Genomic DNA, 15533 nt, shown 5'->3' with positions numbered 1-15533 from the left:
AGATGAGCAACGTCACCCGCCTGCGCCACGCGCTTCCGTTGGGGCAAGACATCAGCGCTGCGGTAGTCGCTCTCGACAAGGCTATTGCTGATGCCGTGGACGCCGCCAAGGAAGCCGGGCTGCCCCAGGGCTTGATCGTTGGATTGCTACATGGTCACGCGCATGCGCAGACACACCAAATGGTGATCGTATGACCGTCAAGGTTCTGGAGTTCAAGAGGGAGGACTGGCGTGATGCTGCCAAGACCCTGCGCAAGATTGCCGATGACCTCGACGCTGGTGAGCATCCCGAGTGCACGGTAGGCGCCTTGACGCTGATCGGCGCGAAGGGAGAGGTGACCGTGTTCGGCCTTGGCCCCAAGTGCGACGACCTGCAATGCCTGGGTGCGATGCGCCTGGGTGAGCAGAAGCTGATTGATGTGCTGCTGGACGCCGGCGACTGAGGACGACCAATGGATAGGCCAATGCCCCCAGCGTCATTACTTGATTTGTCCGACCTTTCCGACTTCGGCATCCGCCTAACCCCAGCCCCTGAAGTATGGGAATGGCTCCAAGCCGAGATCTTCGCCGACACCGGCAGCATTCACAACGAAGACCATGCCCACCTACTTGATGCAGACATCCGGGTCATGTGGGCGTCTTCCAGCTTCGAGAAGCAGGGTCGCACCGTGCTGGGCCAGGCTGAACAGGTAGCGTTCCGCGCCGGTGGCTGGCAGAAAGCCCGGATGGAGCAACAGATGCGTGATTGGTTCGGCGATGTGCCGGCCTTCATCATCACCTTGGCTGCTGACTACTGCGCCCAGTGCAGCGACGAAGAGTTCTGCGCGCTTCTGGAACACGAGCTCTATCACATCGCCCAGGCGACCGATAAGTACGGTCAACCGGCCTTCACCCAAGACGGCTCCCCAAAGCTGAAGCTTCAAGGCCATGACGTCGAAGAGTTCGTCGGTGTGGTCCGCCGCTATGGCGCCAGCCGAGAAGTGCAGGCCCTGGTGGATGCTGCAAACAGTCCTGCTGAGGTGGGGAAATTGAACATTGCGAGGGCCTGCGGAACCTGTCTGCTCAAGCTGGCCTGAATGTGAGACAGGCATGAGACGGAACCCAATCTATGGCAGCCCTGAAAAACGATGTGAAAGCCTTCATCGTTCAGGCTTTGGCGTGTTTCGACACCCCTACGCTCGTCTCACAAAACGTTAAGCAAGAATTCGACATTGATGTGACCCGCCAGCAGGTGGAGCAGCACGACCCAACAAAGCGCGCCGGAGCCAATCTGGCAGCCAAGTGGCGAATCCTGTTTGAAGATACTCGCAAGCGGTTCCGTGAAGAAACAGCAGAGATTCCTATAGCCAATCGAGCCCATCGGCTGCGAACACTTGGGCGTATGGCTGAGAAGGCCGAGAACTCAAAGAATATGGCGTTAACGGCACAGCTATTGGAGCAGGCCGCTAAGGAGACGGGAGACGTCTACGTCAATCGACGCGTTGAACCCGACAAGACACTGGATGAAGAAATCAAACGGCTTGAGATCGAGAAGCGCAAGGCCGAGCTCAAGCTGATAGAGAAGGGCGGTGGCAACTCCAATGCCCAGCTGCTGGCCGATTTGATCGCGAGGCTGCCGTCATGATCGCGAACACTGGCAACCTGATGCTTGATCGCCAGCTGTCCCGCTGGTACCCGCTGAAGGATCACCCAGTGCAACTCGCCCTGGTCGCGGCAGTGTCGGAAGGGATTCGCTTCCCTCTGGTGCCCGCAGGCCGGCGTAGCGGCAAGACAGAGCGGTTCAAGCGTTTCGTGGTGAAGCAGGCATCGGCCTACACCGGTATGTACTTTGCCGCAGCGCCGACACACGCCCAGGCCAAGAAGATCTTCTGGGATGACCTCAAGGCCTTCACTCTGTGCTGCATGCACAGTCGCCGTCCGTCCGAGTCGGACCTGATCATCTACCTGGACAATGGTAGCGAGATTCACGTCATCGGCCTGGACAAGCCGCAACGGATTGAGGGTATTCCTTGGACTGGTGGCGGCATCGACGAATTCGCCGACATCAAGCCGGACGCCTGGGAGGCAAACATTCTTCCGGCGCTGAACACCGTCAACCCAACCATGCCGGATTACCGGGCCTGGTGCTGGCTGCTCGGCGTACCGGACGGCCTGAACCACTATTACGACCTGTGCATGCAGGCGGAGTCGGGCAATGACCCGAACTTCCGGGTGTTCCATTGGAAGTCGGCCGAGATTCTTCCTGCTGACGTAATGGACGCAATGAAGCGGGCCATGTCGGCCAAGCAGTTCAAGCAGGAATTTGAGGCCTCGTTTGAAACGGCGTCTGGCCGGATCTACGAGGACTACAGCAAGGCGAACACCACGGATGCGGCCATTGAGCCGCATGAGCAGCTGATGTGGATGCACGACCAGAACTTCACGCCTCTGTCATCTGCGATCGGTGTCCGGCGAAACGACGGCAAGGACCTTTACCTATTGGATGAAATTGTGCTGATCAGCGCGGTATCGAAGCAATCAGCCGCCGAGTTCGTGGACAAGTTCAAGGATCACAAAAACAAACACGTCCTGATCTACGGCGACCCGGCGGGCAAGGCGGGCGAGAAGCACGGCCACGCGTCTGACTACACCGACATTGAGGGCGTGCTGAAGGCCAATGGCTGGACGTACACCCGCAAGGTCAAGCCGGCGCACCCATCCATCAAGGACCGGCAGAACGCCGTACGGGCGAAGATCCTGACCGCGTCAGGCGAAACAAGCCTGTTCATCAACCCGGTTACCGCGCCCTGGTGCCACAAGGGCTTGAGTACGGTTCAGCTTCAAATGGGTTCGACCTTCCAGGAAGACCAGAAAAACGACTACCAGCACATCACCACGGCGATTGGCTATTGCATCGACGTTGAGTGGCCGTGCATCAAACGCACAGGCGGAACACGCCGAATTGGAGGCTTGGCCTGATGCCAGTGCAATCGACAAACCCCGACTACGACGCGCATATCGCTGAGTGGGAGATGATGGACGACGCGCTCGAGGGTGAGTGCGCCGTAAAGCGCAACGAGCGCAACCTGCCCAAGCCGAGTGGCATGGTCGAGGCCGAGAAGATCGACGCCACCGGCAACAAATACCTCTACGAGAACTACACGAACCGGGCTCAGTACGAGCATTGGGTGCGCGACTCGCTGCGGTCGATGATGGGCCTGGTCTCGCGGCTTATCCCGGAGATTGAGCTGCCTGCCGGGCTGAAAGGGCTGGAGGACAATGCCACAGCCGACGGCTTCGGCCTGAGGCAGTTGTTCTTCCGCCTAGTGCGCCAGGCCATTTCCCATGGCCGGGTGCCGCTGGTGGTGAACATCGATGATAGTGGCGAGCCGTATTTCTCGACGTACGCCACGCGCAACGCGATTAATTGGGACACCGCTGATCAAGGCGGCCGGCAGGACCTGGTGCTTTCTGTGTTCCGCGAGTTCCGCAAGAAGGGCGGCGATCGCTACAGCCATGACTGCGACACCGTTTTCCGTGAGTTCTTCATGTTGGGCGAGGTCTGCTACACGGCCGTGCGCAACGAGGCTGGCGAGCTGATCGACGACGAACGCCCGCTGGGCACCACCGGTACCGACAACCGTCTCGTCAAAGGCTTGGCCTATTTGCCCGTCATCTACTGCGGCTCGACTGACAATTCACCGGACGTAGACGAGGTGCCACTGCTCACCATGGCACGTGCCGCATTGAAGTCCTACCAGATCAGCGCTGACTACTTCAGCTCTCTGCATCAGACCAGCCACCCGCAACCGTGGGTTTCTGGTCTGGATGAGGCTGTAGAGCTGAGTGTGACTGGCCCTTCGGCAGCATGGGACCTTGGCCCGAACGGCAAAGCTGACTACCTGGAGTTCAAGGGCACTGGTATTGAAGCCAACCGCAAGGCCATGGATGACCAGAAGAACGCCGCGCTTGAGGCTGGCGCTAAGGTCATGGACGTGGGCGGTACCGAGTCGGGCGAGGCTCGGAAGACCCGCCAGAACGACCAGCACGCCACGCTGCACAGCATCGTCATCACAGTGGCCGAGGCGGTGGAGCAGGGGCTGCGCTACGCCGCCGAGTGGAAGGGCTACGACCCTAAACAGGTCAAGTTCAAGGTGAACCCTGAGTTCGTGACTCCGGTGGTCGACGCCCAGGTGCTCGCCGAGCTGCTCAAGGGTGTGATGGCCGGCACGATCAGCGCCGACACCTACTGGCAGTACCTCACCACTGGCAAACTGCCGGACCGCCCATATGACGAAGAGGCCGACCTGATCAGCGATGAGCGCGAGTCGGCCGGCATCAACTTGGACAAAGACGATGCCATCGACAAACCTGGTGCAGGCGGACAGCCAACTGCTGGAGCAGACGACCCGCCATTCGGTAATGCTGGAGCGACTTAAGGCCGGCGAGGTCAAGAAGTTCGAGAAGTACCTGCGCCAGATCGACAAGCTGGTGCGGGATCAACTCACCCGCAAGGAACTGACCACCTACAGCCGGGACCGCCTTGAGCAGTTCCTGGCCCGGGTGGACGGCAAGTTGCTGGATATCTACAAGGCCTACGGCGACCTGGTGCAGGCCGACCTGGTTGATATCGCGCTGTACGAGTCAACCTTCGAGGCTAAAAGCCTGAGCAACGCACTCTCTATCGATGCGGTGGTCCCGACCAACACGGTGATCCGCGCGGCGGTGTTCTCCTATCCGCTGCAAGTGAAGGGCATCGATGGCGGAAAGCTGTTGAAGAGCTTCGTCAGCAGCTGGACGCGAACCGAGACGATGCGCGTCACGAACACTATCCGGCTCGGCTTCGGCCAGGGCCAGACCAATGCCCAGATCATCCAGGCGATTCGCGGGACTGCAGCGCAGAACTTCACGGACGGCGTCTTGGCGGTGAGTAACCGCAATGCTGCGGCCGTGGTGCAGACGGCAATTCAGCATGTGGCCACCACGGCACGAATGGAGACACTGAAGGCGAACAGTGATGTGGTGCTGGGCTACCGCTGGGTGTCGACGCTCGATCGCAAGACCTCGCAGCAGTGCAAGGGCCTGGATGGGATGCGCTTCGACCTGGGCAAAGGCCCGCTGCCGCCGGCGCACATCAACTGCCGATCAACTACGGTGCCGACCACCAGGCTTTCGGAGATGTTCGCGAAGGACGCCACGCGCGCCTCGGTGGGCGATAACGGCGGGGCCCAGGTCGACGCTGGCCTGAATTATTACGAGTGGCTGGCAACGCAACCGGCGAGCTTCCAGGATCATGCCCTCGGGCCGGTCCGGGGCAAGTTGTTCCGCGATGGAGGGCTGACGCCGGAGAAGTTCGCGAAGCTGCAGCTCGACAAATCATTCAAGCCACTGACCCTGGCGCAGCTTAAGGAAGCCGAACCTGACATGTTCACCCGAGCAGGCGTTACACTCGGTGCTCCATCAGGTTGAGATAGCCGATGCAGATCATCGTTGAGGACGGGAAGGGCAGGCCGGACGCGAATAGCTTCGTGCCGCTGGAGAAGCTGATCTTCTACCGCGACTACTACGGGTTTCGGATACCTGAAGCTGAGGCTGAGCGGGGCGAATTGCTGCTACGCGCTGCGGCCGACATCAACAGTCGCCAGTGGAAGGGGCGCAAGGCCAATCCTCACCAGGCAATGGCATGGCCCCGGCGTGACTGCAAGATCGAATACCAGATGCTGTCCGAGACGCTTGTACCCTTTGAGCTTGAATGGGGTCAGGTGCGGCTGGCGGTCGAGCTATATGCCGCCGAGCAGGGCTTCCAGGTAGAGGAGCCAACGCATTGCATTGAGCCCAATGGCCGGCGCATGCGGCTTAACCGAGATACACCAGGCTTTCGCATGCGGCCGCCGCCATACGCACCGAGCAGGACGCAATTCGCCGACTACCTGGTCATGCGCGGTCTTTCAGTGGTTTGAGAGCCCCCGCCTTACGTAGCGATGCATCGTTATGCCTGTTATAAAGCGCCCTCAATAGGAGCGTTTTATGAAGTGGATTCTAATCGGAGTGGTCTTCGCCCTGTGTGCGCTGTGCGGGCTGCTTGGCCTCACCGCGGGTATCAACCTTAATCCTCAATCGACTATTAAATTTGTCCCTGCATGGGGAAGTCTCGGTGATTGGGTGTCAGGTTTCTTTACAGCAGTTGCGGCGGCTACTGCGCTCTACGCAACTCGATCGACAATCAAAGAAAATATTGAGAATTTCACCGTCAATCAAATGGGGCAAACTCACTTAATAGGCTTCGATCTTGTAAGTATGGGGCGGCCGCGAGCTCAAGTGCTCCAGGTTTGGATTGAGCGAATAAAAAACCCCGAAGAAAGCTTGGATATTGCTTTTTTCCTGTCTTCTCATACAGAGGGGCTGAGTGGTTTTGTGGAGCACAGGCAGGCTCATAGGATTTATGTGGTCGGGTCTGCGGAAGTTTTGACCTTTTCGCAAGCGGTATCCAACAAATTTAAAGGGGATCTGAGTGGTCTTGGGCTCAGAATCAAAACATCAATGGGCTTTCACTACGGTAGAGGGTTCGAACTGAGTGAGCCGGTAATTTCCGAGATTCAAGCGTCTATCAAGTCCGGCGAGTGGACGGTCATTGCGCCAGATGGAAGCCAAACATCATTGAGATAACGCAGGGCGCTGATTAAAAAGCGCCCCTTAACGATTACTTAGACCTCGGCCATGCCGGGGTTTTTTTATGCCTGCAAAGCGGGCCGACCAAACCCAAGGGGTGCACCAAGTGGCAGACGAAAACCAGATTGATCTTGAAGACCCGGCAGTTCAGACCGCCATTGCTGCAGCCGTTGAGGCAGCAACCCTGGGCCTCAAGAACAAAAACACCGAGCTGCTTGGCTCGCTCCGGACCACGAAAACTGAACTGGAGGGTTTCAAATCCCAGTTTGAAGGCCTGGACATCGCAGCAGTGAAGGGGCTGCTGACCAAGGTCGGCCAGGACGAAGAGACCAAGCTGATTGCCGAGGGCAAGCTGGACGAGGTCATTACCCGCCGTACCGAGCGCCTGCGCACCGACTACGACACTAAGCTGGCCGCCGCGAAGGCTCGTGCCGACAAGGCCGAGCAGTTCGCCGCCAAGTACAGCGACAAGGTGCTGGCTGATTCCATCCGCGCTGCCGCCATCAAGGCCGGCGCACTCCCCGAGGCTGCCGAGGACATCATCTTGCGCGCCCGGGGCACTTTCAAACTAAGTGAAGACGGTGAGGCAATTGCCACCGACCGTGACGGCGAGGTCGTTTACGGGAAGGACGGGAAAACTCCGCTGTCGCCGCTCGAATGGGCGGAATCGCTGCGTGAAACAGCAACACACCTGTGGCCAAGGGCTCAGGGGGCCGGGCAGACCGGCGACAACGGTGGCAAGGCCACGAAAAAGTGGGGTGAGTACACGGAAACCGAGCGCGCTGCGATCGCCCGTGACAACCCCGAGCTCTTCAAGAAAATCCAGGCCACCAAAGGAGCCTAATCCATGGCAACTACCCAACTGACCGACATCTTCGTCGGTGACTACTACGCCTCCCTGGCGCCGGTTAACAGCCCAGAAAAGACCGCTGTATACGAGTCGGGCATTGTGACCCGCTCGCCCGTGCTGGACGCGATCGCCTCCGGCAGCCAGGGCACCGCCGAGATCAGCTACTGGCAGGATCTCAACGCTGATGAAGCCCCGAACATCAGCAACGACGACCCGAACGACCAGGGCGAAGTCGGCAAGGTCACCCAGGACAGCATGCGTGCCCGTGTCCTGTACCTCAACAAAGGCTATGGCGTTGCCGACCTGACCGCTGAACTGGCGAACAGCGAACCTCAGCAGCAGATCCGCAACCGCTTCGGCACCTACTGGACCCGCCAGTGGCAGCGTTACACCTTGGGCGCGGCTCGCGGCATCATTGCCTCGAACATCGCGAACAACGGCGGTGACATGGTCATCGACGCGGGTGCGACCATCAGCGCGAACGCCTTTCAGGATGCTGCGTTTACCGCCGGCGATGCCGCTGACCAGTTCGGCGCGATCGGCGTGCACTCCGTGGTGATGAACCAAATGGTCAAGCAGGACCTCATCGAGTACCTGCGTGACTCTGACGGCAAGATCATCCTGGCCACCTACCTCGGCAAGCCAGTGTTCATGGACGATGCTCTGGTGTACGGCGCAGGCAAGTACCTTTCCGTGTTTTTCGGCCAAGGCGCTTTCGGCTACGGCGAGGGCACGCCGAAGGTGCCGGTAGAGCTGGAGCGTAAGCCAGGCGCCGGTAACGGTGGTGGTGCCGAAGTGCTGTGGGAGCGGAAGACCTACATCCTCCAGCCGGCTGGCTTCAGCTGGAAGGGTTCCGAGGCTCAGAACCTCAGCCCAACCGCCACCCAATACGCCGCTGCCGCGAACTGGCAGCGTGTCTTCAGCCGCAAGCAGGTCCCCTTCGCCGCTGTGATCAGCGGCACCACCACGCCGTAATCCGGCCCATACAACCTGGCGCCTTTATGGGCGCCGGGGAGCTTTTGAGGTGACTCATGAAAGTGATCTACACGGACAAACCGGGCAAAGAGCGGGGCGTGTGCTACCGCCTGCTGAGCGAATTCTTCGGTGTCATCGGCTCTGCTACCGAGGTGGTGGTCGATGGCGATGCCCCGGACATCTTCGACGCTTACCAATCGGCCGGTATCAAGGTGTCCGACGGCAAGGAGCCAGAGAGCAAAGAAACCGACCCTCTGAAAATGAAGGTCCCCGAGCTGAAAGAATGGCTGACCGAGAAAGGCATTGCCTTCGACCCGTCCGCCAAGAAAGAAGACCTGCAGGCCCTGGTGCCAGCGGAATAAGGACAAGCACATGACCGACTTCATCACCGTTGCCGATGTTGACGCCTCGCTGGGTCCTGGCTGGGCGGGCACCGGTGATCCGGTCCTTGCTGTGGCTATGGCCAACGCCTGGCTCACGGCCAAGATTAAGCGGGCTGTTCCCGATCCGGTTCCGACCGAGATCAAAACAGCCGGCGCCCAGGTTGCCAAAGAGGCGGCGGCGGGCAAGCTGTACACGGCAACGCAGAAGGAAGTGCAGAGCAAGACGGTCTCGGCCCAGTCCGGCACATCGGTGAGCAAGACCTACCTGGCAGGCTCTACCGACCAATCGGCCGGCGTCAACTTCGCACTAGCGCTGCTGGTCCCGTGGATCAAGCGCTCCGGCGTGATGACGCTGAAAAGGATCTGATTATGGGCATGCGCGAAGAGATCCAGGCAGAACTGGCGGAAGCGTTCGACGATCCTGATGGGTTGGCCGACGCAGTCAAGCCGGTCGCAGGCGTGCGCAAGGTTGCGGGCGAGTATGACCCGGAACTGGGCGGCGAAACGCCGGAGACCACCGTGACGTATTCGGGGCGCGGCGTTCTGGGCAGCTACCTGTCCAAGGAAATCGACAGCTCCCTCATCCAGACCACCGACAAGAAGCTGCTGGTGCTGCAAAACGAGATGTTCGTGTCGAATGAGGGTGTGCCGACGGCGGTACCGGCTGCACCAGCCATTGGCGATATCGTCAACGGACTGCGGGTGATGAACGTGTCTGCGGACCCTTCTGATGCAACGTGGACAGTGCAACTGAGGAAATGACATGGCGACCCAATCCGGCAGATTCGCCCTGAGCCTGGCAGAGTTCGCGGCCCAGACCAGCGAAGCCATTGATGCCAGCGTGCGCGAGATCATCATTGAGGTCGGCAGCAGCCTGATCCGCATGTCTCCCGTGGGTAACCCGGAAATCTGGGCCGCAAACGTCGCTCACCGTGAGGCGAACACCCGTGCGGCCGACGACTATGACTTCAAGGTCGCGGTTCGCAATACGATCATCAACCTCAACGAATCGAACTTCACCAAGGCCGGAAAACTGCGAAAGGGCGTGAAGTACGCCAAGCCCCTGACAAAGACTGAGCGCGACCAGAACTTCAATGTGAACGGTTTGGTGGCTGGAAAGGGCTACGTCGGCGGCCGGTTCCGGGCGAACTGGCACATATCGCTCGGCGTGGTCGAGAGCGTCACTTTCGACGAGGTTGATCCGAGCGGCGCCGAAACCACTGCCGCGCTGGTCGCCGCAATGAGCGACTTCACTGCCGGCCAGATGGCCTACATCATCAACAACTTGCCCTATGCGATCCCGCTGGAGTTCGGCCATTCCACCCAGGCCCCCGGCGGTATGGTCAGGGTAACCGTGGCTCGCTTCCAGCAGATCGTGCTGGAGGCCATCAGGAACAACCAGGTATGAGTCACGCAATCATCGCCTCGATCTACGAGGCCAAGCTGATCGCCTGGAACACTGCCAGGTCGGAGAAGCTGAAGATCGTGTTCGAGAACACGGCCTACACGCCGGAGGAGGGCGAAACCTACCTTCGAGCTTTCACCATCCCTGGCGATACCGCAAGCAACACGCTCGGCGGCGATCATCGGCTGTACACAGGAGTGTTTCAAGTCAGCATCATCGCGCCGGCGGGGACCGGCAAGAGCAAGACCAACCCTATTGCTGCCGAGATCATCGCCCTATTCCCGCTGTACGTTCGCGATGTGAAGAATGGCTTCGTTGTCACACCGATGACTCCCGTGGATGTCGGCCCAGGCATTACTGGCGATTCAGCCTATACGGTACCTCTGTCGTTCTCTTACCGGTCCGACACCACGCCATAACCCGCCCGTTGGGCAAATCCTGACCCGCCATTGAGCGGGTTTTGTCATTTCTGCAAAGAGGAAAACCCATGTCTGTCTATTTCCCCAACGGGGCAACGCTTTCGATTTCCAGCGGGTTCGCTGCTGCCAAGCTGATCACCGCAATCAGCAACGCGAACCCCGGTGTCGCCACCAGCGCCGCAAATGGCTTTGCCAATGGCGATATTCTGCTCGTCACCTCGGGCTGGGAGGACATCAACGAGCGCGCTGTGCGGGTCTCCAACGCTGCCGCAGGCGCATTTACCCTGGAAGGCATTGACACTTCCAATGTTGCTTTCTTCCCGGACGGCATCAGCGGCGGCACTGCCAAGAAAGTTACCGGTTGGGTAGCGGTCAACCAGGTGATCGGAAATTCCATGTCTGGCGGCGAGCAGCAATATTGGACTTATGCGCCGCTCGAAGCGCGCCGCGACAAGCAGATCCCGACCACCAAGAATGCGCAGGCCTTCGCCTTTCAGCTGGCCGATGATGACAGCCTGGCTTGGTACGAAGAGCTCGATAAGGCTGACCGCGAGAAGGAAGTACGCATCCTGCGTATGTCGCTGCCCAACGGCAAAACGATCTACTACGCCGGTTATGCCTCCTTCAACAAGACGCCGACGCTGGTGCGCAACGAAGGCGCTGCTGTCTCCTTCGGGTTCACCATCAACGCGGAAATCACTGCGTATCGCGCGCCTGTTGCTGCTGGCGGCGGAGCTTAATCATGGCGAAATTCAAGATTGCCCAATCACCGACGTTTCTGGGGGTCGTGATGGTCCCTGTAGTCGGCCAGGATCCGGTGAAGGTGGGCTTCACCTTCAAATACCGAAACCGTATTGAGCTTGCAGCGTTGTTCGATGAGTGGAACCAGCGGCGCAAGGACGGCCTCGATAAGTTCGGCGAAAAGCCCTCCGTGTCCGAAATCGTTGCCGTTGACACCGAAAACCAGATTCAGCAAATCAAGGATTTGGTTGTGGCTTGGGAGTTCGACGATAAGTTTGATGACGAGAGCATCAAGGCGTTGGTGACGTCCTGTCATGGCACAACCGAGGCAGTCGTAGACGCCTATCAGGATGCTTATTCCAAGGCCCGCACGGGAAACTGATACGCGCCGCCCGCGCCTTGTATGAGTCCCCGCCGGATGCCGAGCAGATCGCTGCATTCGGCTGGGACGCAGAGGACATGGAAGAAGAGTTCGATATTTGGCCGTGCCTTTGGCCAGCCTTCTTGCTGTTCAATCGCATGTCTACCCAATGGCGGGCAGGCGCCGGCGGCGCGATCGGTCTCGATTACAGCAGCATCCGCGACGTGGCCGGCTTCCTCGGCATCAAGAAAAAGAAACTCGCCGAAATCTTCCCTGACCTTCAGGTGCTGGAAGGCGAAGCCCTGCGCGTTATGGCGGAGGAAAGGGAAAACAGCCCGTAACCACGGGCACTTATTCAAGGTGAGTCGATGAACATTGCAGAGCTCGGCGTCAAGATCGACTCGGCCGATGCAATCCAGGCTAAAACGAGCCTGGATGAGATGGCGAAGGCCGGCGGCCGTGCCGAGCAGTCCGCCGTTTCGCTGATGAACGAAATGCAGACCCTGGAGAAGTCGCTATCCACCAGCGCCAAAACCACACAGGACCTGGCGAAGCAACGTGATGCTCTCGCGAAGCTGACAAAGACCGGCGCCTATGGCGAGGCCGAAGCGGCGAAGATATCGGCTCAGCTCGATAAGCAGCAGATCGCCCTGGCCAAGTCAGCCATGGATGAGCAGAAGGCGTTGAACAGCCTGCTGGGGGCGATTGACCCGGCTCGCGCGGCGCTGGCAAAGCTGGACACACAGGTCGAACAGCTCGGCAAGCACCTCGACGAGGGCCGGATCAGCCAGGACCAGTACAACAGCGCCCTGGGCAAGATCGACAAGGACTACGCCAAGCTCGAAAAAACCACCACTGGTTTCGATAAGCTTCGCCTCGGTACCCGCCAGGCTCAGGAAAACGTTGTTCAGCTTGGTAACGCGCTATCGTCGGGCGACTGGGGCAGCGGCGTGCGTGCCGTTGCTCAATTGGGCGCCGGTGCTGGTGCCGGTGCGGCTGGGTTGCTTGCCATACTTGCGCCGCTGGCCCTGGCCACTGCCGCAGTGGGCGGCTTGGCCTACGCCTATCACAAGGGTAGCGAAGAGCAGGACAGTTACAACAAGTCGCTCATCCTCACGGGCAACTACGCTGGCGTCAGCGCCGGCCAACTGGGCGACATGGCGCGGCAGGTCAGCGCAACCGTGGGCACCACCGGCCAAGCAGCCGCAGTGCTGGCGATGCTGGCCGACAACGGCAAGATCGCAGGCGAGAGTTTCACCGGGATCACCCAAGCCGCCGTGTCGATGCAGGAAGCTACCGGCAAGGCGGTAAGCGAGACGGTGTCCGAGTTCACCAAACTGGCCGACGACCCGGTAAAAGCATCTGCCGCGCTCAATGAGCAGTATCACTACCTCACCGCTTCGGTTTACTCGCAAATTGCAGCGCTGGAGCAACAAGGTAATCACGCCGGCGCAGTCAAGCTGGCGACCGAGACTTACGCAGACGCTATCAACGAGCGTACGCCGAAAATTCTGGAGAACTTGAGCTTCTGGGAGAAGGGATACAACGCTGTTGCTCGCGCTGCTGACAACCTCAAGAACATCGGTCGACCGGACATTGGTGCAGACATAGAGCAGGCCCGCCGTGACCTGGTCGATGCTCAGAAAGGCAATATCGGTCTTTTCCAAAACCAAAAAGAGATGATCGAAGTTCGGCAAAATCGCCTGAACATGCTGGAGGATGAGAAGGCGGCCCAGGCCGATATCGCCAAGTGGGAGGGTGAGCAGGCCAAGGCTCAGGGTGATGCCGTATCGTCAATGACGAAAATTGACGCCTTGACCAAGTCTGCGTGGACAAATGAGCAAAAGCGCACAGAGGCGATCAAGGAGTACAAGAGGCAACTCGAAAACATCCGAAAGGTTGCGCCGAACGACCCGCGATTGAACCAAGCAGCGATCGACAAGAACCTGGCGAATATCAACGATCAGTTCAAGGACCCGAAAGCGGCTGGCGCTCAGGTGGATCTGACCGGCTTCAATGATGCGAAGAACAATCTGGCCTCTATCGCCGCCGACTACAAAAACTACCAGAGGGAACTGGAGGCGGCGCAAAAGGCCGGGCTGATATCTGAGGCTGACTTCCTTCTGCGGCGCCAGGCACTGATAGGCAATGAGCGTGACCAGGTGACGGCAGCCTACGAAGCCGAAATCAGCGCGCTTGAGTCCGCCAAGGGCAAGAAAACCACCTCGGCCGCGCAAAGCATCCAGCTGGACCAGAAGATCGCCGACGCACGCGCAGGCATGGTCAAGGCGCAGAAGGACGCTGATAGCCAGCTTGAAGTGCTGGCGACCAATGAGACGGGCCGCCTGGCCAAACAAGAGCGCGCGATCAGTACCTACGTGCAGGCGCTTGGGCAGCAGCAGCGAGCCTTGGAGCTTGCCGGGCAGCGCGCCGTACTTGGCGTTGGCCAGGGTGACCGCCAGAACGCCCTTAGTGGCGAATTGAACAGCCAGCAAGACCGGTTTGCTCAGCAGTCGCTGGAACTGGCCAACCAGAAGTCGGACCCGTCGCGGAACATGTCGGAGGAAGAGTTCAAACGGAAGTCGCAGGCGCTCGCCGACGCGAACAAGGCCGCCACTGACCAGATCCGGCAGAACTACGCGGATGTGGAGGCAGCCCAGGGCGACTGGACGAAGGGTGCTACCTCGGCCTGGGCCAACTACCTGGATTCCGCACAAAACATCGCAGGGCAGACCAAAAGCCTGTTCGGCAATGCGTTCAGCTCTATGGAGGACTCAATCGTCAACTTCGCCATGACCGGGAAGATGTCGTTTTCCGACTTCACCAAGTCAATTCTGGCGGACATGGCGCGCATTGCTACTCGGCAAGCAGCTTCTGGGCTTCTCGGCTCACTTGTAGGGCTCGGTATATCTGCCGCTGGATCGTACTTCGGCGGCGGGGCTACCACGTCAGCAGGCTCGACAGCGGCAGGGTACAGCCCTGATGTATTGGCGGGCTGGTCTGGCGTGACCCAGGCCAATGGCGGCGCCTGGTCGGGCGGCGTACAGATGTTCGCCGATGGCGGCGCATTCACGAACTCCATCGTCAGCAAGCCTACGGCGTTCGGCATGGCCAACGGCAAAACCGGCGTCATGGGTGAGGCTGGAGAAGAGGCGATTATGCCTCTGACCAGGACATCGAGCGGCAAGCTGGGCGTTATGGCGATGGGCGGAGGCGGATCTGGTTCAACGCAGATCAACGTTGAAGTGCACATCGACGGTGACGGCAACGCATCGTCCACCGCTGATGCGCCTGGCTACGACTTATTCGGCAAGGAGCTGGCGACCTTTGTAGAGCAGAAGTATCAAGAACTGCGCTCGAAGGATATGCGCCAGGGCGGCGTCATCAACAAAGCAATCAAGGGGCGCTGATGGCTATCGAAAGATTCACCTGGGCGACGGAGAAGGGCGCGGAGGGCGATATAGCCCAGCGCGTCCGCTCCAAGAAGTTCGGCGACGGTTACGAGCAGTCAGTCGAGGATGGGATCAACAACCGGACGCAATCCTGGCCGGTGACCTTCACTGGCTTGAAGCCGCGCATTAAAGACATCATGGCGTTCCTGGATCGGCACAAAGGGGCCCGGGGTTTCCTATGGGAGCCGCCTCTGGGCGAGCTGGGCCTCTACAAGTGCAACGGCTACAAGCCAGTGCATCGCGGGGGACAGGTCTACGCCATCACCGTCACCTTCGAACAAACCTTTCATCCCTGAGACC

At 59.5% G+C, this 15533-nt stretch carries 21 protein-coding genes; all 21 read left to right on the top strand.

The window, feature by feature from the left end; all coding sequences use genetic code 11:
* Positions 1 to 2 precede the first annotated feature (2 nt).
* Entirely contained in the window at positions 3 to 194 is a 192-nt protein-coding gene (locus GH769_RS14905; RefSeq protein WP_153649816.1) for a hypothetical protein, read from the top strand.
* Entirely contained in the window at positions 191 to 442 is a 252-nt protein-coding gene (locus tag GH769_RS14900; protein WP_153649815.1) for a hypothetical protein, read from the top strand. Before GH769_RS14905 ends, GH769_RS14900 begins: the two co-directional genes overlap by 4 nt.
* Positions 443 to 451: 9 nt before the next feature.
* The gene (locus GH769_RS14895; RefSeq protein WP_153649814.1) at positions 452 to 1075 is read left to right on the top strand and encodes a putative metallopeptidase; all 624 of its coding nucleotides are present in this window, start codon (positions 452 to 454) and stop codon (positions 1073 to 1075) included.
* 32 nt (positions 1076 to 1107) lie between these two features.
* Positions 1108 to 1623, top strand: coding sequence for a DUF2280 domain-containing protein (locus GH769_RS14890; RefSeq protein WP_256670060.1), 516 nt, complete (start codon positions 1108 to 1110; stop codon positions 1621 to 1623).
* The gene (locus GH769_RS14885) at positions 1620 to 2957 is read left to right on the top strand and encodes a hypothetical protein (protein ID WP_153649813.1); all 1338 of its coding nucleotides are present in this window, start codon (positions 1620 to 1622) and stop codon (positions 2955 to 2957) included. The genes GH769_RS14890 and GH769_RS14885 overlap by 4 nt, the downstream gene beginning before the upstream one ends.
* On the top strand, positions 2957 to 4417 hold the full coding sequence (locus tag GH769_RS14880) for a DUF4055 domain-containing protein (protein WP_153649812.1): 1461 nt from the start codon (positions 2957 to 2959) through the stop codon (positions 4415 to 4417). Before GH769_RS14885 ends, GH769_RS14880 begins: the two co-directional genes overlap by 1 nt.
* Positions 4335 to 5447, top strand: a complete 1113-nt coding sequence (locus GH769_RS14875) for a minor capsid protein (protein ID WP_372242384.1) — start codon at positions 4335 to 4337, stop codon at positions 5445 to 5447. The genes GH769_RS14880 and GH769_RS14875 overlap by 83 nt, the downstream gene beginning before the upstream one ends.
* 8 nt (positions 5448 to 5455) lie before the next feature.
* Positions 5456 to 5938: a DnaT-like ssDNA-binding protein gene (locus GH769_RS14870; RefSeq protein WP_153649811.1), complete on the top strand. Its 483-nt coding sequence runs from the start codon at positions 5456 to 5458 to the stop codon at positions 5936 to 5938.
* 67 nt (positions 5939 to 6005) lie between these two features.
* A complete protein-coding gene (locus GH769_RS14865) occupies positions 6006 to 6644 on the top strand; it encodes a hypothetical protein (RefSeq protein ID WP_153649810.1) in 639 nt (212 codons plus the stop codon).
* Between the two features lie 109 nt (positions 6645 to 6753).
* The gene (locus GH769_RS14860; protein ID WP_153649809.1) at positions 6754 to 7491 is read left to right on the top strand and encodes a hypothetical protein; all 738 of its coding nucleotides are present in this window, start codon (positions 6754 to 6756) and stop codon (positions 7489 to 7491) included.
* Between the two features lie 3 nt (positions 7492 to 7494).
* Positions 7495 to 8472: a major capsid protein gene (locus GH769_RS14855; RefSeq protein WP_153649808.1), complete on the top strand. Its 978-nt coding sequence runs from the start codon at positions 7495 to 7497 to the stop codon at positions 8470 to 8472.
* Between the two features lie 56 nt (positions 8473 to 8528).
* Positions 8529 to 8834: a HeH/LEM domain-containing protein gene (locus GH769_RS14850; protein WP_153649807.1), complete on the top strand. Its 306-nt coding sequence runs from the start codon at positions 8529 to 8531 to the stop codon at positions 8832 to 8834.
* Positions 8835 to 8844: 10 nt separating this feature from the next.
* A complete protein-coding gene (locus tag GH769_RS14845) occupies positions 8845 to 9222 on the top strand; it encodes a hypothetical protein (protein ID WP_153649806.1) in 378 nt (125 codons plus the stop codon).
* Positions 9223 to 9224: 2 nt separating this feature from the next.
* Complete coding sequence (locus tag GH769_RS14840; protein WP_153649805.1) at positions 9225 to 9617, top strand: hypothetical protein; 393 nt, start codon at positions 9225 to 9227, stop codon at positions 9615 to 9617.
* 1 nt (position 9618) lies between these two features.
* Positions 9619 to 10263 carry a hypothetical protein gene (locus GH769_RS14835; RefSeq protein ID WP_153649804.1) on the top strand — a complete coding sequence of 215 codons (645 nt, stop codon included), beginning with the start codon at positions 9619 to 9621 and terminating at the stop codon, positions 10261 to 10263.
* A complete protein-coding gene (locus tag GH769_RS14830; RefSeq protein ID WP_153649803.1) occupies positions 10260 to 10679 on the top strand; it encodes a phage tail terminator-like protein in 420 nt (139 codons plus the stop codon). The genes GH769_RS14835 and GH769_RS14830 overlap by 4 nt, the downstream gene beginning before the upstream one ends.
* 68 nt (positions 10680 to 10747) lie before the next feature.
* The gene (locus GH769_RS14825) at positions 10748 to 11419 is read left to right on the top strand and encodes a phage tail protein (RefSeq protein WP_153649802.1); all 672 of its coding nucleotides are present in this window, start codon (positions 10748 to 10750) and stop codon (positions 11417 to 11419) included.
* A 2-nt stretch (positions 11420 to 11421) separates the two neighbouring features.
* Complete coding sequence (locus tag GH769_RS14820) at positions 11422 to 11802, top strand: phage tail assembly chaperone (protein ID WP_153649801.1); 381 nt, start codon at positions 11422 to 11424, stop codon at positions 11800 to 11802.
* A 17-nt stretch (positions 11803 to 11819) separates the two neighbouring features.
* Positions 11820 to 12122 (top strand): DUF1799 domain-containing protein, encoded by a 303-nt coding sequence (locus GH769_RS14815; RefSeq protein WP_256346097.1) that lies wholly within the window; start codon positions 11820 to 11822, stop codon positions 12120 to 12122.
* Positions 12123 to 12149: 27 nt separating this feature from the next.
* Positions 12150 to 15191 (top strand): phage tail tape measure protein, encoded by a 3042-nt coding sequence (locus GH769_RS14810; protein ID WP_153649799.1) that lies wholly within the window; start codon positions 12150 to 12152, stop codon positions 15189 to 15191.
* A complete protein-coding gene (locus GH769_RS14805) occupies positions 15191 to 15529 on the top strand; it encodes a phage tail protein (RefSeq protein ID WP_058409918.1) in 339 nt (112 codons plus the stop codon). Before GH769_RS14810 ends, GH769_RS14805 begins: the two co-directional genes overlap by 1 nt.
* Positions 15530 to 15533: the final 4 nt, after the last annotated feature.

This window comes from Pseudomonas sp. CFSAN084952, from assembly GCF_009648855.1.
GTDB classification, from domain to species: domain Bacteria; phylum Pseudomonadota; class Gammaproteobacteria; order Pseudomonadales; family Pseudomonadaceae; genus Aquipseudomonas; species Aquipseudomonas paracarnis.
This window is presented reverse-complemented; position numbering and strand designations above follow the sequence as displayed.

Bases quoted from the DNA above. Each gene is read 5' to 3' on its own strand.
- GH769_RS14810 (WP_153649799.1), top strand. From the start codon at position 12,150: ATGAACATTGCAGAGCTCGGCGTCAAGATCGACTCGGCCGATGCAATC.
- GH769_RS14825 (WP_153649802.1), top strand. From the start codon at position 10,748: ATGTCTGTCTATTTCCCCAACGGGGCAACGCTTTCGATTTCCAGCGGG.
- GH769_RS14895 (WP_153649814.1), top strand. From the start codon at position 452: ATGGATAGGCCAATGCCCCCAGCGTCATTACTTGATTTGTCCGACCTT.
- GH769_RS14875 (WP_372242384.1), top strand. From the start codon at position 4,335: ATGCCATCGACAAACCTGGTGCAGGCGGACAGCCAACTGCTGGAGCAG.
- GH769_RS14885 (WP_153649813.1), top strand. From the start codon at position 1,620: ATGATCGCGAACACTGGCAACCTGATGCTTGATCGCCAGCTGTCCCGC.
- GH769_RS14865 (WP_153649810.1), top strand. From the start codon at position 6,006: ATGAAGTGGATTCTAATCGGAGTGGTCTTCGCCCTGTGTGCGCTGTGC.
- GH769_RS14835 (WP_153649804.1), top strand. From the start codon at position 9,619: ATGGCGACCCAATCCGGCAGATTCGCCCTGAGCCTGGCAGAGTTCGCG.
- GH769_RS14905 (WP_153649816.1), top strand. From the start codon at position 3: ATGAGCAACGTCACCCGCCTGCGCCACGCGCTTCCGTTGGGGCAAGAC.
- GH769_RS14855 (WP_153649808.1), top strand. From the start codon at position 7,495: ATGGCAACTACCCAACTGACCGACATCTTCGTCGGTGACTACTACGCC.
- GH769_RS14820 (WP_153649801.1), top strand. From the start codon at position 11,422: ATGGCGAAATTCAAGATTGCCCAATCACCGACGTTTCTGGGGGTCGTG.
- GH769_RS14880 (WP_153649812.1), top strand. From the start codon at position 2,957: ATGCCAGTGCAATCGACAAACCCCGACTACGACGCGCATATCGCTGAG.
- GH769_RS14805 (WP_058409918.1), top strand. From the start codon at position 15,191: ATGGCTATCGAAAGATTCACCTGGGCGACGGAGAAGGGCGCGGAGGGC.
- GH769_RS14845 (WP_153649806.1), top strand. From the start codon at position 8,845: ATGACCGACTTCATCACCGTTGCCGATGTTGACGCCTCGCTGGGTCCT.
- GH769_RS14890 (WP_256670060.1), top strand. From the start codon at position 1,108: ATGGCAGCCCTGAAAAACGATGTGAAAGCCTTCATCGTTCAGGCTTTG.
- GH769_RS14830 (WP_153649803.1), top strand. From the start codon at position 10,260: ATGAGTCACGCAATCATCGCCTCGATCTACGAGGCCAAGCTGATCGCC.
- GH769_RS14870 (WP_153649811.1), top strand. From the start codon at position 5,456: ATGCAGATCATCGTTGAGGACGGGAAGGGCAGGCCGGACGCGAATAGC.
- GH769_RS14850 (WP_153649807.1), top strand. From the start codon at position 8,529: ATGAAAGTGATCTACACGGACAAACCGGGCAAAGAGCGGGGCGTGTGC.
- GH769_RS14900 (WP_153649815.1), top strand. From the start codon at position 191: ATGACCGTCAAGGTTCTGGAGTTCAAGAGGGAGGACTGGCGTGATGCT.
- GH769_RS14840 (WP_153649805.1), top strand. From the start codon at position 9,225: ATGGGCATGCGCGAAGAGATCCAGGCAGAACTGGCGGAAGCGTTCGAC.